This window comes from Staphylococcus sp. HMSC063A07 (genome assembly GCF_001836955.1).
GTDB lineage: Bacteria > Bacillota > Bacilli > Staphylococcales > Staphylococcaceae > Staphylococcus > Staphylococcus lugdunensis.
Window position 1 is genome coordinate 1 of record NZ_KV830911.1, and the last position, 14,999, is coordinate 14,999.

At 34.1% G+C, this 14,999-nt stretch carries 16 protein-coding genes; 10 read left to right on the top strand and 6 right to left on the bottom strand.

The window, feature by feature from the left end:
• Positions 1 to 157: 157 nt before the first annotated feature.
• Positions 158 to 1,090: a ketopantoate reductase family protein gene (locus HMPREF2597_RS02825; protein ID WP_002479127.1), complete on the bottom strand. Its 933-nt coding sequence runs from the start codon at positions 1,088 to 1,090 to the stop codon at positions 158 to 160.
• A gap of 468 nt (positions 1,091 to 1,558) precedes the next feature.
• On the opposite strand from HMPREF2597_RS02825, the gene HMPREF2597_RS02830 reads away from it, so the two are divergent.
• From HMPREF2597_RS02830 to HMPREF2597_RS02865, 8 genes are all read left to right on the top strand, one after another.
• Positions 1,559 to 2,677: an ABC transporter ATP-binding protein gene (locus HMPREF2597_RS02830; protein ID WP_002479126.1), complete on the top strand. Its 1,119-nt coding sequence runs from the start codon at positions 1,559 to 1,561 to the stop codon at positions 2,675 to 2,677.
• Between the two features lie 27 nt (positions 2,678 to 2,704).
• Positions 2,705 to 3,673, top strand: a complete 969-nt coding sequence (locus tag HMPREF2597_RS02835; protein WP_002479125.1) for an ABC transporter permease — start codon at positions 2,705 to 2,707, stop codon at positions 3,671 to 3,673.
• 10 nt (positions 3,674 to 3,683) lie between these two features.
• Positions 3,684 to 5,375 carry an extracellular solute-binding protein gene (locus tag HMPREF2597_RS02840; protein WP_002479124.1) on the top strand — a complete coding sequence of 564 codons (1,692 nt, stop codon included), beginning with the start codon at positions 3,684 to 3,686 and terminating at the stop codon, positions 5,373 to 5,375.
• 13 nt (positions 5,376 to 5,388) lie between these two features.
• Complete coding sequence (locus HMPREF2597_RS02845; RefSeq protein WP_002460890.1) at positions 5,389 to 6,285, top strand: carbohydrate ABC transporter permease; 897 nt, start codon at positions 5,389 to 5,391, stop codon at positions 6,283 to 6,285.
• 13 nt (positions 6,286 to 6,298) lie between these two features.
• The gene (locus HMPREF2597_RS02850) at positions 6,299 to 7,159 is read left to right on the top strand and encodes a metallophosphoesterase family protein (RefSeq protein ID WP_070817145.1); all 861 of its coding nucleotides are present in this window, start codon (positions 6,299 to 6,301) and stop codon (positions 7,157 to 7,159) included.
• On the top strand, positions 7,143 to 8,483 hold the full coding sequence (locus HMPREF2597_RS02855) for an MATE family efflux transporter (protein ID WP_002460888.1): 1,341 nt from the start codon (positions 7,143 to 7,145) through the stop codon (positions 8,481 to 8,483). Before HMPREF2597_RS02850 ends, HMPREF2597_RS02855 begins: the two co-directional genes overlap by 17 nt.
• On the top strand, positions 8,476 to 9,240 hold the full coding sequence (locus HMPREF2597_RS02860) for a DeoR/GlpR family DNA-binding transcription regulator (RefSeq protein WP_002460887.1): 765 nt from the start codon (positions 8,476 to 8,478) through the stop codon (positions 9,238 to 9,240). Before HMPREF2597_RS02855 ends, HMPREF2597_RS02860 begins: the two co-directional genes overlap by 8 nt.
• A 123-nt stretch (positions 9,241 to 9,363) precedes the next feature.
• Entirely contained in the window at positions 9,364 to 9,942 is a 579-nt protein-coding gene (locus HMPREF2597_RS02865) for a histidine phosphatase family protein (protein ID WP_002460886.1), read from the top strand.
• A 271-nt stretch (positions 9,943 to 10,213) separates the two neighbouring features.
• Here HMPREF2597_RS02865 and HMPREF2597_RS02870 read toward each other — a convergent pair whose 3' ends face one another.
• The 4 genes from HMPREF2597_RS02870 to HMPREF2597_RS02885 form a co-directional block, all read right to left on the bottom strand.
• Positions 10,214 to 11,260 carry a sensor histidine kinase gene (locus HMPREF2597_RS02870; RefSeq protein WP_002479121.1) on the bottom strand — a complete coding sequence of 349 codons (1,047 nt, stop codon included), beginning with the start codon at positions 11,258 to 11,260 and terminating at the stop codon, positions 10,214 to 10,216.
• Positions 11,261 to 11,941, bottom strand: coding sequence for a response regulator transcription factor (locus tag HMPREF2597_RS02875; protein WP_002479120.1), 681 nt, complete (start codon positions 11,939 to 11,941; stop codon positions 11,261 to 11,263).
• On the bottom strand, positions 11,919 to 12,377 hold the full coding sequence (locus HMPREF2597_RS02880) for a DoxX family membrane protein (protein WP_037540730.1): 459 nt from the start codon (positions 12,375 to 12,377) through the stop codon (positions 11,919 to 11,921). The genes HMPREF2597_RS02875 and HMPREF2597_RS02880 overlap by 23 nt, the downstream gene beginning before the upstream one ends.
• Positions 12,378 to 12,506: 129 nt before the next feature.
• On the bottom strand, positions 12,507 to 12,935 hold the full coding sequence (locus HMPREF2597_RS02885) for a DM13 domain-containing protein (RefSeq protein ID WP_002479118.1): 429 nt from the start codon (positions 12,933 to 12,935) through the stop codon (positions 12,507 to 12,509).
• A gap of 664 nt (positions 12,936 to 13,599) precedes the next feature.
• Here HMPREF2597_RS02885 and HMPREF2597_RS12690 point away from each other — a divergent pair.
• Complete coding sequence (locus HMPREF2597_RS12690) at positions 13,600 to 13,761, top strand: hypothetical protein (protein ID WP_002479117.1); 162 nt, start codon at positions 13,600 to 13,602, stop codon at positions 13,759 to 13,761.
• 101 nt (positions 13,762 to 13,862) lie between these two features.
• Positions 13,863 to 14,474: a hypothetical protein gene (locus HMPREF2597_RS02890; protein ID WP_002479116.1), complete on the top strand. Its 612-nt coding sequence runs from the start codon at positions 13,863 to 13,865 to the stop codon at positions 14,472 to 14,474.
• A gap of 145 nt (positions 14,475 to 14,619) precedes the next feature.
• Here HMPREF2597_RS02890 and HMPREF2597_RS02895 read toward each other — a convergent pair whose 3' ends face one another.
• A complete protein-coding gene (locus tag HMPREF2597_RS02895) occupies positions 14,620 to 14,814 on the bottom strand; it encodes a hypothetical protein (RefSeq protein WP_002460876.1) in 195 nt (64 codons plus the stop codon).
• Positions 14,815 to 14,999 lie beyond the last annotated feature (185 nt).

Genomic DNA, 14,999 nt, shown 5'->3' on the forward strand with positions numbered 1-14,999 from the left:
TTGGGGTGGGGCCCCAACAGAGAGAATTTCAACAAGAAATTCTACAAGCAAAGCAAGTTGGGGTAGGCCCCCAACAGAGAGAAAGGAACAAGCATTGTGAGTTGTATTATGAACTGCAATGATTTGACTGCAATCAATCGCCAAGGAATAGGTATAGTTAGTGATTTTTCATTTCTAATTGGTGAATAAGATGGGTGATTAATGCATTTGTAGGTGTAGGAATATTAAATACTTTACCATATTCAACGATTTGACCATTAAGATAGTCGATTTCTGTTAAGCGGCCGTTATTATAATCTTGATGCATTGAAGGGTAATGTAGGCCCTGTGCTTCTTTTGGATAAGAGGCTTCAATTTTGTCTAAGAGCGTTTGTCGATTTAAGTCAATATGTTTTGCCTGTCCTACCGATATAATCTCGTCAACAATTGGCGTAATCATATCTTGCGCATCTTCATAACAGCCAAATTCATAAATCGTTTTATCTAAAATGGTACATAAAGGATTTAACACGCTATTCAAAGTTGCTTTAGACCAAATGGATTTGAAGACGTCAGAACTGATTTGTGCATTTAAGCCAGATGTATTGAGCATGTTTAATATAACTTCAGTTCGAGAATCTTTTTCGCCATCTGCACGTTGTAAATCAATGGCACCTTCACCTTCTAAAAGTAGCTGTCCTGGGCCTCTTAAACCTGCTGTCCACATCGTTACGGCTAGATAAATTTGAGATAATGGCACTAATTTAGATAAGCGTTCTTCGTGACCTAACCCATTCATCATGCTTAGTATTGCTGTATCTTTGTGAATTGTATTAGCTTCTTGTAAATGCTGTAACATTTTTTCAGATTGCATGGCTTTCGTTAAGATGATAATTAAATCAAATTGTCCTGATACATCTTTAGTTAGAACTGCTGGAATATTGACAGTATAAGTATCCATCTCTGTTTGGACTTCCATACCATTTTCATTGATGCAATTGACGTGTTCTTGCCAATCATCGATTAACGTGACATCATAGCCAGCTTGTTTTAAGGAAACGCCAATTCGTCCACCCATGGCACCTGCGCCCGCGATTGCAATTTTATACATGATTAGACACTCCTTAATTATTTTTTATTTCACAAGTGATATATCCCAATTCATTATTAAAAAAACATTTATAAACTTAAGGATAAAAGTATCAAACATTGAATCTAAGTGTTCAAACCAGTCCATCATGATTAGTTTATTTATTTTTGATGGTCAAGATGAAAGGGCTTTTCTATGTTTGTCTTATTTCCAAATAATTGTGAGGACACAAGTTGATGAGTGTCAACGGGGTTTTCAATATGTTTTGTTAGTGTTATGTGAATTTTATTATTCTAGTGTAAATATTTTTGAATAATCTTTGTTTTAAAAATAGATATTTTTTCTGTTATTTCAATGGTTTGTAAGATGAATATTTTTGAAAATTTATAATCAAAAATTTGGACTTTAATCTTTTTTTATCAAACAAATATATTTAATTAACAAAAGCATTCTAGAATTTAACTGTAAGATCATTTAAGGAGTGAAAATATGATAACGCTCAAACATTTGAACAAAGTTTATGACGGGAATCATTATGCAGTTAAAGATTTTAACCTAGAAGTTGATGATCAAGAGTTTGTTGTTTTTGTAGGGCCCTCTGGATGTGGCAAATCTACAACATTACGTATGATTGCTGGATTAGAGGAAATTAGTGAAGGTGAGATTTATGTAGACGATCAGTTATTAAATCAAGTTCAACCTAAAGATCGTGGTATTGCAATGGTGTTTCAAAACTATGCGTTATATCCGCATATGTCTGTGTACAAGAATTTGGCATTTGGATTGAAAATGCGCGGCATTCATAAAAAGGAATACGATCAACGTATTCAAGATGCAGCGAAAATATTAGAAATTAGTCATTTGTTAGATAGGAAACCAAAAGCACTCTCAGGTGGTCAACGTCAACGTGTAGCACTTGGCCGTGCGATTGTCCGTGATGCGAAAATCTTTTTAATGGATGAACCTTTATCTAATTTAGATGCAAAGTTAAGAACGCATATGCGAACGGAAATTATTAAGCTACATAAGAAAATGGGTGCTACTACAATTTATGTCACGCATGATCAAACAGAAGCGATGACAATGGCTACTAAAATTGTGTTATTAAAGGATGGTGTGATTCAACAAGTTGGGTCGCCTGAAGAGATTTATCATCATCCTATTAATCAGTTTGTTGCCACATTTATTGGAAATCCAACAATGAATATGATTCCGTTAGACATTAAAGATCAAAGTTGGTTGTTCAATCAACAACTTGTTGTTGATGCTCAAGTATTGGGAGTATTTGAGCATAATGCTTTAAATTTAGGTATTCGTTCTGAAAATATTCAATTTTCTACTGAAAGCGCTGCGTTAAAAGACTATGAATTACAATTGCCAGATTGGCAGGTGACGTTAGTAGAACTAATTGGCGCTACAAAATTAATTCATTGCGTGAATGGGGAAACACATATCGTTGTTTCTACTGATAATCAAATGGACTTAAAGCCAGGGGAAACCATTCATTTAGGGATGCAATTAGCAGACTGTCATTTATTTGATCGTGAAACAGGTGACTTAGTTACGCCTCAGCAGCAAGCGATGAATTCAGAAACAGTCAGTATATAACAAAACAAACAGATTGGAGTAAGTACAGTGAAAGAAACGCTACACGTCAATCATGCACACCCAGTTAAGCAGCATAAAGTGACTTTGCTACAACGTATTTGGCAGCATAAAGTATTGTATCTTATGTTGCTTCCTTGCCTCCTCTTTTTTCTAATTTTCAATTATATTCCAATGGCAGGGTTGGTCTTAGCTTTTAAAGAATTCCGTTTTGATACGACGATTTTCGGTGGACAATGGGAAGGTTTCAAATATTTCAAGCGATTTTTCTCTGATTCTCAAAGCTACCAAATTATTATCAATACCTTAATTATCAGTGGAATGAAATTAGTACTCGCTTTGCCATTTCCGATTGCTCTGGCAATTATGTTTAATGAAATCTCACATACGAAGAAGTTAGGACGCTTCCGTGGCTTATTCCAAGGGGTCATGTATATTCCACATTTCTTATCTTGGGTTGTTGTTGTTGGTATTTTTCAAAAAGTACTCGCGCCTGATAGTGGATTGATTAATCAATTAATTCAGCAATTTGGTGGCAATGGCGCTACATTCTTTATGATGAATCCTGAATATTTCCATACAATTATGTTTTCAAGTTATTTATGGAAGAACGTGGGTTGGGACTCTATCATTTATTTTGCTGCCATAATGGGAATCAATCCTGAAATTTATGAATCAGCTAAAATTGATGGCGCTAATCGTTGGCAGCAAATTATTCATATCACACTACCGATGTTGACACCGACGATTATTATTTTATTCATCTTATCGTTAGGGGATATTTTGAAAGCTGGTTTTGATCAAATCTACTTATTAAAAACACCTGGTAATGCAAAATACGCAGAAATTTTGGATACTTTCGTGATTCGTACTGGTATTCAGCAAGGGGATTTCAGTTATTCAATAGCAATTGGTTTGTTACAAGGTGTGATTGGCTTGATTTTGGTCATTGTAGTGAATCGTTTTGCAGATAGAAAATTCAACACATCATTATATTAAGGAGAAGACAATGAAACATATAAAAAAATTGAGTATTTTATTATTGGTGTTACTACTTGTATTTGTGACTGCTTGTGGCAAAGATGAAGATGAAGAGAAACGACGCGCAGACGCTAAAGGAAAACCTAAAACATGGATTGCAGATCGCAAACTAAAAGGGCTCGTCTTTCAAAGTAAGAATGACGTGTCACCAGAAATGAATAAAGAAATTGAAAAAGAATTAAAAAAGAAGACTGGTATTACGCTTGAATTACAAACGGCATCGGGAAATGACTCTACAGAAGCGCTAACTTCTGGTCTAGCTTCTGGAGATTTACCAGATTTCATTGTGTATTATTTAGATAATAGTGGTCGTCCAGAAATGAAAGTATTAAATAAAGCTGCGAAACAAGGGCAACTAACAGATTTAAAACCATTACTCAAAGATACAAATGTGTATAAAAAGTACTTAAAGAAAGATTATTTACCTAAAGATACGCGTGACAATATTATGTTTCCTAAAGATTTAGACGGGACGTATTTTGTGCATATGGGTATTAACCGTAAACCAGGTGATCCAGGCAGAAAAGTAGTTGGCGGTCCTTATATTCGTAAAGATATTGCAGAACAACTAAATTTAGATCCAAGCTCTATTAAAACATCAAAAGACATGAAAGCATTAGCTGAAAAAATTAAAAATCATCACTTCAAAGATGACAATGGTAAAGAAATTACACCTATAGGACCTACAGCATGGGGTGGTAGTGATCGTACGGCTTTTTATAACGACTTAGTATGGACTGGTGGGGCAGATGAAAAGTTCCAAATAGATCATGATAAGGTGAAACATGAATCAGATACAGATTATGGCATGAAACGTGTAAAATATGTGAAGTCATTAATGGATGAAGGATTGATGCATAAAGCCTTTTATACTATGTCTGAAAACCAAGCTAAAGAAGGGCTTGTAAATGGTTCATGGGGCATTGTGTCAGATTTGCACAATTACGTGACTGAAAACCAAAGTATGAAATACATTCCGCTAGGGCCTTTAAACACGGTTAAAGGAAAGTACCAAATGGAAATGTCTTATAAATCAGGATATGGCGGTTGGTCAATTCCTAAAAGTACAAAACATCCTGAAGATGTAGTGAAGTTAGCGGATTTCTTAGCCAGTCGTGAAGGGAAATTATTAGGTGAATATGGTATTAAGGGACGCGATTATAATTTAGACAAAAAAGGCAATCCTGTTGTGAAAAAAGAAGTATTAAAAGAAATAGATGAACATCCAGATCAAGCGAAAAAAAGAGGTTTCCGTGGTGCAGGTTCATACTGGGCTGACCACTTAGGACTTACCGATGTAGATAATCTAGATGATTTTGGTGAAAGAGAGTATGGCGACAATGCTCGAAAAAAACAAGGTAAAACAAATCCAGAGAAAATGGCCGAATCATGGCATTATGATGAAAAATTAAAGCATGCAAAAGTTATTGATGGTTTAACAGTTAAATCTTTCTTACCAAAATTTGATAAAGGTGAAGAATTGGAAATAGCCTTGGATGAATACGATGAATCTTTAAAACGCGCGTATTATGCTAAAACTGACAAAGAGTCTGAACGTATTTTAGAAGATGCGAAAAAGAAATTAGACCAAGCTGGTCTCCCAGAATTTGAAAAAATGATTGAAAAGAAAATAAAAAATGGCGAAAAAATACGATTCTAAAGGATGACAATGAATGAAAATCAAGCGAGATTGGAGCAGTATTATTATTCGCAGTATTTCCTGGGTGATTATTATTACCCTTGCACTATCAATTCTGTTGCCGATGATTAATATTATTGCATTAGCTTTCAATAGTGGGGCTGATGCACAAAAGGGTGGTATTACCTTTTGGCCGCGTCAGTTCTCATTAGATAATTTTAAGGAAATATTTAAACAAGGAACCATTTTGAATGCGTTGTTTATTAGTTTGGCTAAAACGATTATTGGTACAGTGCTTAGCGTTATATTAACCGCTATGGCTGCGTACGCATTAACGATTAAGTCGCTACCGTTTAGAAGAACGATTTCTTTTTTCTTAGTCTTTACGATGTTATTCAGTGCAGGTGTAGTGCCATTATATATCTTATTGAATCAACTAAGCCTGACAGATACATTTTGGGTTTATATTATTCCATCGCTATACAGCGTGTATAACATTTTAATCATGCGTACGTTCTTCAATCAAATACCAATTAGTGTGATTGAAGCGGCACGTATAGATGGCTGTAATGATTGGCAAATATTTTGGAAAATCATCTTGCCGATGAGTAAACCTGTTATTGCGACAATTACACTCTTTAATGCGGTAAGTCAGTGGAATGATTGGTTTACAGGTGCATTCTTTGTTAGAAATCCGCAGTTAAAGCCATTGGCAACCGTCTTACAAGATATGTTGACGAGCCAGGATTCTATCGCCAATGCGTTGAAACAAAAGTCAGGTGCATATCAAATGATTGAGCGCATTACGATTACAGGGGACTCACTACAAATGGCAATGATTGTGTTGCTAATTATTCCTGTACTGTTACTTTTCCCGTTTGTCCAAAAACACTTTGTTAAAGGTGTTAATATCGGTTCGACCAAAGAATAAAGGAGTATAGACAATGTCAAAATTCAAAATCATGCAATTTACAGATTTACATTTAAGTCCGAAAAATAATGACAAAGATCAACAGACGTATCAATTGCTTGAACAACTCATTACCACATATCAACCAGACTTATGTATGTTTACGGGTGATCAAATATGGTCTCAAGGTGTGATGGATTCTGAAAAGGTATACCGAAATCTGATTGAATTTTTAAATCAATTTGACACTAGCATTGCGACGACATTTGGTAATCACGATACAGAAAATCATTTAAGTCGCAGTGATTTAAGACAAATTGAAGCCGAGCTTGCAAACAACTATGCATGTAAGAAGCATTCGAAGATTGTTAATGATAAAGAAGCATATGTGTTAGAAGTATATGACAATGACCAGTTATCACATTTGCTTTACGTTATTGATGGCGGAGATTATAGCACAACTGCTATTGGTCAATATGCTTATATTCACCCAGACCATGTGGCATGGATTGCTGAAGTAGAACGCTATTATGAGCAACAAGATCAAATCATGCCTAAGCATAACTTGTTGTTTACGCATATTCCTATACCAGAATATCAAGCCATTTCACAAACTAAATTGTATCACGGTATTTTTAATGAGGAGATAGGTTGTCCAACAATGAACTCAGGACTTTTCGCACAAATGTTGTATTCTGGCAATATTGAAGGCATGTTTTGTGGTCATGATCATGACAATGATTTTAGCTTCAATCATTATGGCATTCATTTAAATTATGGTCGCATCAGCGGATTTCATTGCTATGGTGATATTACTAGGGGCGCGCGTTTAATTGAATTATCACCAAACAAACCATATGAAACAAAGATTGTAGAATATGACCAGTGTTTCTAAATCTCGTTTTCAAAAGATATATGTTCCTATTTTAATAGAGCAACTGTTTATGATGTTGATGGGTCAAGCTGACGTGATTATGCTGAGTGCTTATGATACCAAAGCGATTGCAGTATCAGGGATAAGTACCCAAATACTAACACTGTTGACTTTTGTGATTACGATTGTCCATGTGGGTGTTTCTATTCGCTTAGTACATCAAAAGGAACGGGATATGACAGCGATTAAATCGGAACTATATCATAGCCTGACATTGAATTTAGTGCTTTCAGCGTTACTTGGGATTACTGCACTTATTTGTTATCGCTGGATTTTGATGCTTATGCAGGTTTCACAAGACATTTTTGAACTAACGTATCAATTTGGCGTGATCTTACTACTTGGTTTTGCTATTACAACAGCTCAGATGCTGGTCAGCACGATATTAAGAATTTTATATATGGCTAACATTGCAGCTAAAATCACAGTAGGTATTAATATCATCAATATCATATTAAGTTGTTGCATCTTGTTTGTCTTTACAGATTATGTAGGTAACCCTATTTTAGCTGTAGCTGTTGCCACACTGATGAGTCGATTGTTGGGATTGCTATATGGAGGCTATTATTTAATTAAAAAATATAAACCACAGGCAAAGTTTTTAAAGTTAAATATGTTCATGACTAAAAAAGTAATTTTACTGGGTTTACCAGGTGCTGGTGAACAAATTTCTTATAACTTTGCACAGACGATTACGACGGCCTTTATTGCGGTGTTAGGAACCGAAGTTCTGGCAGCTAAATCACTAACAGTCGCTATTAGCAATGTATCATTTTGCGTTGCGATGGCATATAGCCTAGCTAGTCAAATATATTTAGGGAAATTAATTGCGCGCAGGAAATTCAATGTATTACATCGTAGTGTATACAAGGGTTTAGCCATCAATGTGTTGCGTTCAGCAGTCATTATGGTTGCGGTTGTTGGTGTGTTCTATAGTCTGGGGCGCTATATCTCAGGTGATGACAGTGTGTATCATTTAACATTATCGTATTTAATGTTGTTTATTGCACTGGAGCCTATAAGAGCGATTAATAACTTTATTGTCGATATACTTAACGTCGCTGGAGATGTTCGCTATCCAGTATGCGTGAATGTCATAACGACTTGGTGTTTGTTAATTCCGCTATCTTATCTTACAGCATTTGTCTTAGGCTGGGGATATATTGGTATTATATTAATAAATATTTTTGAAGAAGGTGTGCGCTTTATATTAATCATTCGAAGATGGGATAAGGGACACTGGAAAATGAAACTAGCACAGATAGGAGTTCATTTGCATGTATAAAAAGAAATCGAGACTTGAAGTGATTTGTGAGCGAATTGCTACGCATGGAAAGGTATTTGTGAGCGATTTAGCATTATATTTTGAAGTTACACCCGAGACCATTAGAAAAGATTTAGAAACACTTGAAGAAGATAAAAAAGTGACAAGAATACATGGTGGTGCGGTCAAATATAACTATTTGAATAAAGAGCAGTCTTATACAAATAAATGGGAAAAGCAAGCGCAAGTTAAAGAGCGTTTAGCAATGCGAGCAGCTCAGTTTATTAATAATGCAGAAATTATCGTGCTAGATGGAGGAACAACGATAGGCCGTATTCCCAAGTATTTAAATCATCTATCAAATTGTACGTTTGTTACAAATTCATTTATGACTGTTATGGAATTAAATAAAGCAGTTGAGGAACAACGCATCGAAGCAGAGATTATTATGCTTCCAGGAATATCCAACACAGAGCAAGATGTTGTACGTGGTTCATTAACAAATCAAGTATTACAACAATTTAAATTTGATAAAGCATTTTTATCTTGTGGCGCTTTTGATACATCTCAAATTTATGAATATGATTTAGAAGAGGCTTTAGTGAGTAACATGATGCTTCAGAAGAGTAGTGAAACCTTCTTGGTTGCAGATAGTACTAAACGTGATAATAACGCATCTTTTGTCATTAATGATTTTAAAGCAATAGATTATATGATTACGGATTATGCTAAGCCAGATCATGTTGAATTTGACAACAACCACTGGTTACAGGTTTAAGCTTTAGTGCATTGTGGATAGGGTATTTTATGCTCTATCTGGATTGAAAAACTAGGCATCAAGCATTTTTCACACAGATAGGGCGATACTAAAATAAAAAATAGGACTTAAAGGGGTATTGATATGAAAAAAACATTATATTTAATTAGACATGGACAAACAATATTTAATAAAAAGTGTCAAATCCAAGGCGCATCTGATTCACCATTAACGGATTTAGGAAAACAACAAGCAGCGCTAGCCAAAACATACTTTAATCAATTAAATTTAAGTGACTATGAGTTATTCTCTTCAACGCAAGAACGTGCTTCGGATACATTAGAAATTATTTTCCCTAATGAAAATTATCGACGATTGAAAGGCATTAAAGAATGGAATTATGGTATATATGAAGGTGAGTCTGAGCTGTTAAATCCGCCACATGATAGTGTGATAGATTTTGGTTCATTCTTTGCAGACTATGGTGGAGAAACGGCAGATGAAGTACAACAACGAACAGTTAATACATTACAAGAAATACTTAATGAAACGAACAAGCATAACGTTGTAGTCGTAAGTCATGGGGATGTTTTATCTTTATTTACGCATACATGCTTACCATTAGCGGAAGCAAGTGAAATGAAATTTACGAACTGCTGTATCTTAAAATTTGACTATGAAGATGGTGCATTTACTTTTAAATCAATACATCATCCAGCATAAACAACGGAAGGCAAGATTGACTAGGATTGAAAAAAGCTTGGTATCCAGCCATATTCAATCCAGTCAACTACTGCCAATATAACGTTCATAGCCTAAAACATAATGATGTCCAGTCCCATGGGCTTCTTTTTTTAATCCGTTATATTTATGCCTCAAACTGTTATTAGGTTACACTGACGTTTGTGTGCGGGTATACTAAAGGATGTCTAAATAAAAAAGATAAATGTACCTGTTACAGCTGCTAACTAAGCTAGTGAAAGTTTTAAGGATATCAGCTAAGTTTACTCTTGTGTGTGTTAAAAGTTAGCGTCATGGTTGTACCTTCATTGAGCTTGCTATCCACCGTAATATGACCATCAATTTGATGAGCAAGCATTTGAGCAATGTATAATCCAAGACCCGAGCCACCACTCTTGAGGTTACGTGAGTGCTCGATACGATATGTGCGTTCAAATATGCGTTTTAAATGGTGCTCAGCGATACCGCAGCCTTGATCAGTGACTGCAATCGACACATGCGTCGTATCGACTTTCTTAGCAGTGACAACAATAGGTGTTTCTAGTTTAGAAAATTTTAGAGCATTATCTAAAAAATTTGATAAGATTCTTTCAATAGCCATTCCGTCTTGTAAGAAGCGAGGAATGCCTTTTTCTACGTCTACAATAAGTTCACGATGTTGCTGTTCTATTTGTTGCTGATAAGCTTCTAAGATTGGCAATAATAATTGATCGATTTGTAAGTAACCAAGGTCTTGTGAATGGCCGCTTACTGTCATCATTGTAGTTAAATCATCAAACATATGGCTTAATCTATCTGATTGGGAAATTAATACTTTATAAGCATGTTGTTGTCGTTCTTCTGTGTTTATGACACCATCTTTTAAAGCTTCAGAATACGATTTAATTGTAGCTAACGGGGTTTTTAAATCATGTGCTAAATTTTGTACCATATGAATTTTTTCAGTTTCTTCACTCTTAATGCGTTCCATCTGCTCGCGTACTTTGGTGACCATGGTTTCAAATGAATCATTTAACTCTTTTAATTCTAAAGGTGATTGAATATCTAATGGCTCTATTTCAAAGCTGCCATTGGCTACTTTCTGTGTTTCATGGTTTAACTTTTCAATCTTATGAATGGTGGGTATTGAAAAAGTCATAGCGATCATCATTGTAACCATACTTGAAATAAGAGAGAACAGCGTAAGTAGCAGTGTCTGCGTCATGTCAAACCACATTAATTCATTGAGTACAAATAAAAATAGAGTTGAAAACGTGATCGATGTAAAAAACGAGATAATAAGTTGTTTACGTATCGTCATTTAATACCCCCTGTGGAACTTATAACCAAGTCCCCAAACAGTGGAAATGATGTAGTCTTTATAGTGATGTTGTTCTAATTTATCTCGCAAACGATGAATATGAACATTAAGCGTGTTCATATCCTCATAATAGTCATAACCCCATACTTGTTCGAGTAAATCTGTTTTAGATAATGCAACATTTTCATGGGTTGCAAGATACCAAAGTAAATCAAATTCTTTAATTCTAAGCGTGATAGTTTCGTTGTTAATTGTCGCTGTTTTAGTTAAGTTATCAAGTGTTAATGCCCCAAAAGATAGTGTTTGTGCGGATGAATGTTTAACCGTGCGAGATAAGATGTTTTTAGCTCGAATTACAAGTTCTCTAGGGCTAAAGGGCTTCTTGACATAATCGTCTGCACCCAACATTAAGCCATAAATCGTATCTGATTCTGTTGTCTTAGCGGTAAGATAAATATAAGGAATATCTAATTGTCTAGCCTTCATTTCTTTTATAACGGCATAGCCATCTTTCTCTGGCATCATGATGTCTAGAATAAATAAGTCCACGTCTTGTTCGAGCAAATCTAATGCTTCTTGACCATTTGAAGCAGTCAACACTTCATATCCTTCAAATTCAAAGTATGTTCTACATATGTCTCTAATATCAGGTTCATCATCAATGATGGCGATTCTTTCCATTTACATCATTCCTTGATTGTTTTTTCTTAAAGAAATGCATTAATTCAAGAGATTGTAATGTTTCTTTATTCATTAATAATATTATAAAGAAAAATAGTTGTAATGGATACGTAAATATCATATCTGCGAGAATGTAATTTAACATCACAAATGTACCGAAAAAGCTAGCTGTATAAGATAGAACGCCAAATAATAAGCCTAGACCTATGGCGATTTCACCAATGGGTATCATCCATTGAAATAGGTCTAAATGATGTGCGACGACATGTTCAAAAAAGTATTTATACCACTCTGGGGAATCTTGATTTTCTTTAATAACGGGAACAAGCCCATCAACGGCAAAACCTCCCGTCAATTTTTCATAGCCTTGCTTTAGTATAACGAAACCACTGCCCATTCTAAGTAAAAGTATGATGATCTTCCATGTCATTGTCATGGCGTTTGTTATCGTGTTTGTCATCGTGTTTGTCTCCTTTGCTGTTAAAAAATGAGATAGCATGCCTTAATGATAGACGTCTATCTCATCAGTTGTATGATTAATCTATATGTTATTAAAAGGATGTTGTTATTTTATTTTGGCATTTCCAAATACAACATGTGCTTTATCGCAATAAATCGTTACTGTATCGTACGCTTTGACATCGATGCCTTTTAAGTCAAATGTTTGTTCTTTTTCATCATATTTAACTGCATCGATTTTTTTACCGGTTTTAATATCACCATTTTTTGTTAAATAGACATGTAAGTCTGGTCCTTTTGAAGATTTGAAGTCTGTCAGCATTAATTTGTTGTCTTTAATCATTGCCTTTCCTTCAACGGTTTCTTTGTTTTCTCCTTTAAACATTCCTTTTTCTGCAGTTGTATGGTTAGACTTTTGACTTTCCGTTTTTTTCTCATCTTTTTTTGTATCACTGTCATGATTTGAATTTCCACATGCGCCTAATAATAGTGATGTTGCAAGTGCTGTTGATAATAATAAAGTTTTTAATTTCATAATCTATTCCTTCTTTCTTTGTGATGTTTACATGCTTAATCATACGAAGAAAATATACAAAATCACATTAACTAACTATTAATAATTCTTAACTAATTCTTAAATATCAGGATTGTTAAAATAAAATTTTAATTTAACATGTGTATGATTTTTAGCTTTAAATTATTTTGTGGACTTATTATGAAAAGGGTGTAATTGGTTTTACAATATTACTGTGAAGGTGTGTTATTAAAGGAAGTTTAGTCGTTGGATTGAGCGAAGAAGGTTGGGTTGGCAGTGTTTAAGTAAAGATGAACAGCAAACATACATGAGACACGCAATACATAAGTTTAAAGATAGTGCTGCCCATTATACCACCACTGAATTGTCTGAGGTATTCGCATAGCTATAGGGATTAAAATAAGTCTAGGATATAATTTTTTTAGGCGCTAAACGCTATATTGTCAGTAGTTGACGGGATTGAAAATATGCTTTCCATTTTTATTTGTAATTTATGTAAATATAAAATGACAATTGTATGTATTATGATTTAAGTCACAACATACGAGTTGCATATATCTTATACTTAAATGGAAAAGTACATGCTTTATATTGAATTCAAATGTTCAGCGTTAGATATAAAGCATATGATTAAGCTAAAGTCTCTCATCAAAGGAGGATAACGATGTCTAAAAATGTACTAAGAATGCTTATTGCCATGGTTTTTGTTATTTCGACAATTGTCTTTATTGTAAAGCAAGATTGGTTATTTGCGACAATATTTGGTGTTGTTGTTATTGTCTTTGTACTTAGATGGACAAAAGAGATGAATCAGCATAATAAATGACGAATCAGCTGATAGAAACGATATGCATTGACTGCAATCATGAAGGTAATGAAGATTCAAAGTGTGTTATGACGCACCTTAAATTTAAAGGAGGAACAACCATGAAAGGTAAATACAGCATGATGTTAGTTATATTCGTTACGCTAGGCTGTTATTACATGTTTGGTCTAAATCACAAGTTAGATGTGTGGCTTGAAGACTTCATAAATACACAATCATGGTTGCAGTATATTAGTATCAATGTGTTATTCATGATAATGATGGTACCTTTTTATTTATATATCAGGCGTACGATGCAACAAATCAATCATATCAATACTTTGTTTATGCAAGAAAAAGATAAACCAGATTTTAATATGGAAAAATTTAAAGAAAGTATTGATATTCCAAGTAGTCAGTTTATTTATTTTGCACTATTTCCAATGATTGTGCTGCTAGGGTTAGGCTTAAAAATAGTTAAGCACTACCAGTTTGAAATACCTAGTATAATTGTGATTGCACTGTATGTGATAACATTTATTGCTACGTGTAATTATAGTACTAAATTGATAATGAATATGGTGCACAATCAATGGCTAGGCTATGTAATTATATTCCTTATAGCAGTAATTGTAACCTACTTAACATCAACTGAAGAGCAAATGTTTTTACTTCTTTTTTCAACCGTTAGTTATATTATGAATAAAATCAGTTTGAAACATAATTATGTTTGATGCTATGAACTATATATTGGCAGTAGTTGTCTAGCCCAAAATTAGTAAGAAAATAATAAAGTTTCACATGAAACATAGACGTGGAAAATGCTCCTAGTAGAAACCGATAGCGTTTGCGTATTCATGGTAATCACTTTTAACAGAACTATTTATCGTTATTTCTTTTTAAAAAAAGAGACAAGAGTGAAAAAATACCAATAACACATGTAAATCCTAGAGCGCCTACTAAACCTTCCCCAACTGTAATAGGGTTACCTACGATTAATTCAAACAAATAATATGTGACAAAGAATCCAATAAAACAAATCAATAAAGAAAAAATATACATCTTAATTTTCATATATATAAACAACTCCCTTTAAAAATTTATCACGTTATATCAAACAGTGCAATTTGCTTCTATACTGACTTTTATCACAAAAATGGAAGACACGCTTAAATAATTAGAAATGCATTCGCGGCATAATAAATATAACTATAGAATATGTTTATAAAAATTAGTGGTGATTTAACAAAAATCTTAAA

What these genes read in the sequence shown, in the direction of transcription:
- HMPREF2597_RS02880 (WP_037540730.1), bottom strand. Translation starts at nt 12,377, where the DNA reads ATGACAATGACATGGAAGATCATCATACTTTTACTTAGAATGGGCAGT.
- HMPREF2597_RS02865 (WP_002460886.1), top strand. Translation starts at nt 9,364, where the DNA reads ATGAAAAAAACATTATATTTAATTAGACATGGACAAACAATATTTAAT.
- HMPREF2597_RS02885 (WP_002479118.1), bottom strand. Translation starts at nt 12,935, where the DNA reads ATGAAATTAAAAACTTTATTATTATCAACAGCACTTGCAACATCACTA.
- HMPREF2597_RS02830 (WP_002479126.1), top strand. Translation starts at nt 1,559, where the DNA reads ATGATAACGCTCAAACATTTGAACAAAGTTTATGACGGGAATCATTAT.
- HMPREF2597_RS02840 (WP_002479124.1), top strand. Translation starts at nt 3,684, where the DNA reads ATGAAACATATAAAAAAATTGAGTATTTTATTATTGGTGTTACTACTT.
- HMPREF2597_RS02890 (WP_002479116.1), top strand. Translation starts at nt 13,863, where the DNA reads ATGAAAGGTAAATACAGCATGATGTTAGTTATATTCGTTACGCTAGGC.
- HMPREF2597_RS12690 (WP_002479117.1), top strand. Translation starts at nt 13,600, where the DNA reads ATGTCTAAAAATGTACTAAGAATGCTTATTGCCATGGTTTTTGTTATT.
- HMPREF2597_RS02895 (WP_002460876.1), bottom strand. Translation starts at nt 14,814, where the DNA reads ATGAAAATTAAGATGTATATTTTTTCTTTATTGATTTGTTTTATTGGA.
- HMPREF2597_RS02850 (WP_070817145.1), top strand. Translation starts at nt 6,299, where the DNA reads ATGTCAAAATTCAAAATCATGCAATTTACAGATTTACATTTAAGTCCG.
- HMPREF2597_RS02860 (WP_002460887.1), top strand. Translation starts at nt 8,476, where the DNA reads ATGTATAAAAAGAAATCGAGACTTGAAGTGATTTGTGAGCGAATTGCT.
- HMPREF2597_RS02870 (WP_002479121.1), bottom strand. Translation starts at nt 11,260, where the DNA reads ATGACGATACGTAAACAACTTATTATCTCGTTTTTTACATCGATCACG.
- HMPREF2597_RS02855 (WP_002460888.1), top strand. Translation starts at nt 7,143, where the DNA reads ATGACCAGTGTTTCTAAATCTCGTTTTCAAAAGATATATGTTCCTATT.
- HMPREF2597_RS02845 (WP_002460890.1), top strand. Translation starts at nt 5,389, where the DNA reads ATGAAAATCAAGCGAGATTGGAGCAGTATTATTATTCGCAGTATTTCC.
- HMPREF2597_RS02875 (WP_002479120.1), bottom strand. Translation starts at nt 11,941, where the DNA reads ATGGAAAGAATCGCCATCATTGATGATGAACCTGATATTAGAGACATA.
- HMPREF2597_RS02825 (WP_002479127.1), bottom strand. Translation starts at nt 1,090, where the DNA reads ATGTATAAAATTGCAATCGCGGGCGCAGGTGCCATGGGTGGACGAATT.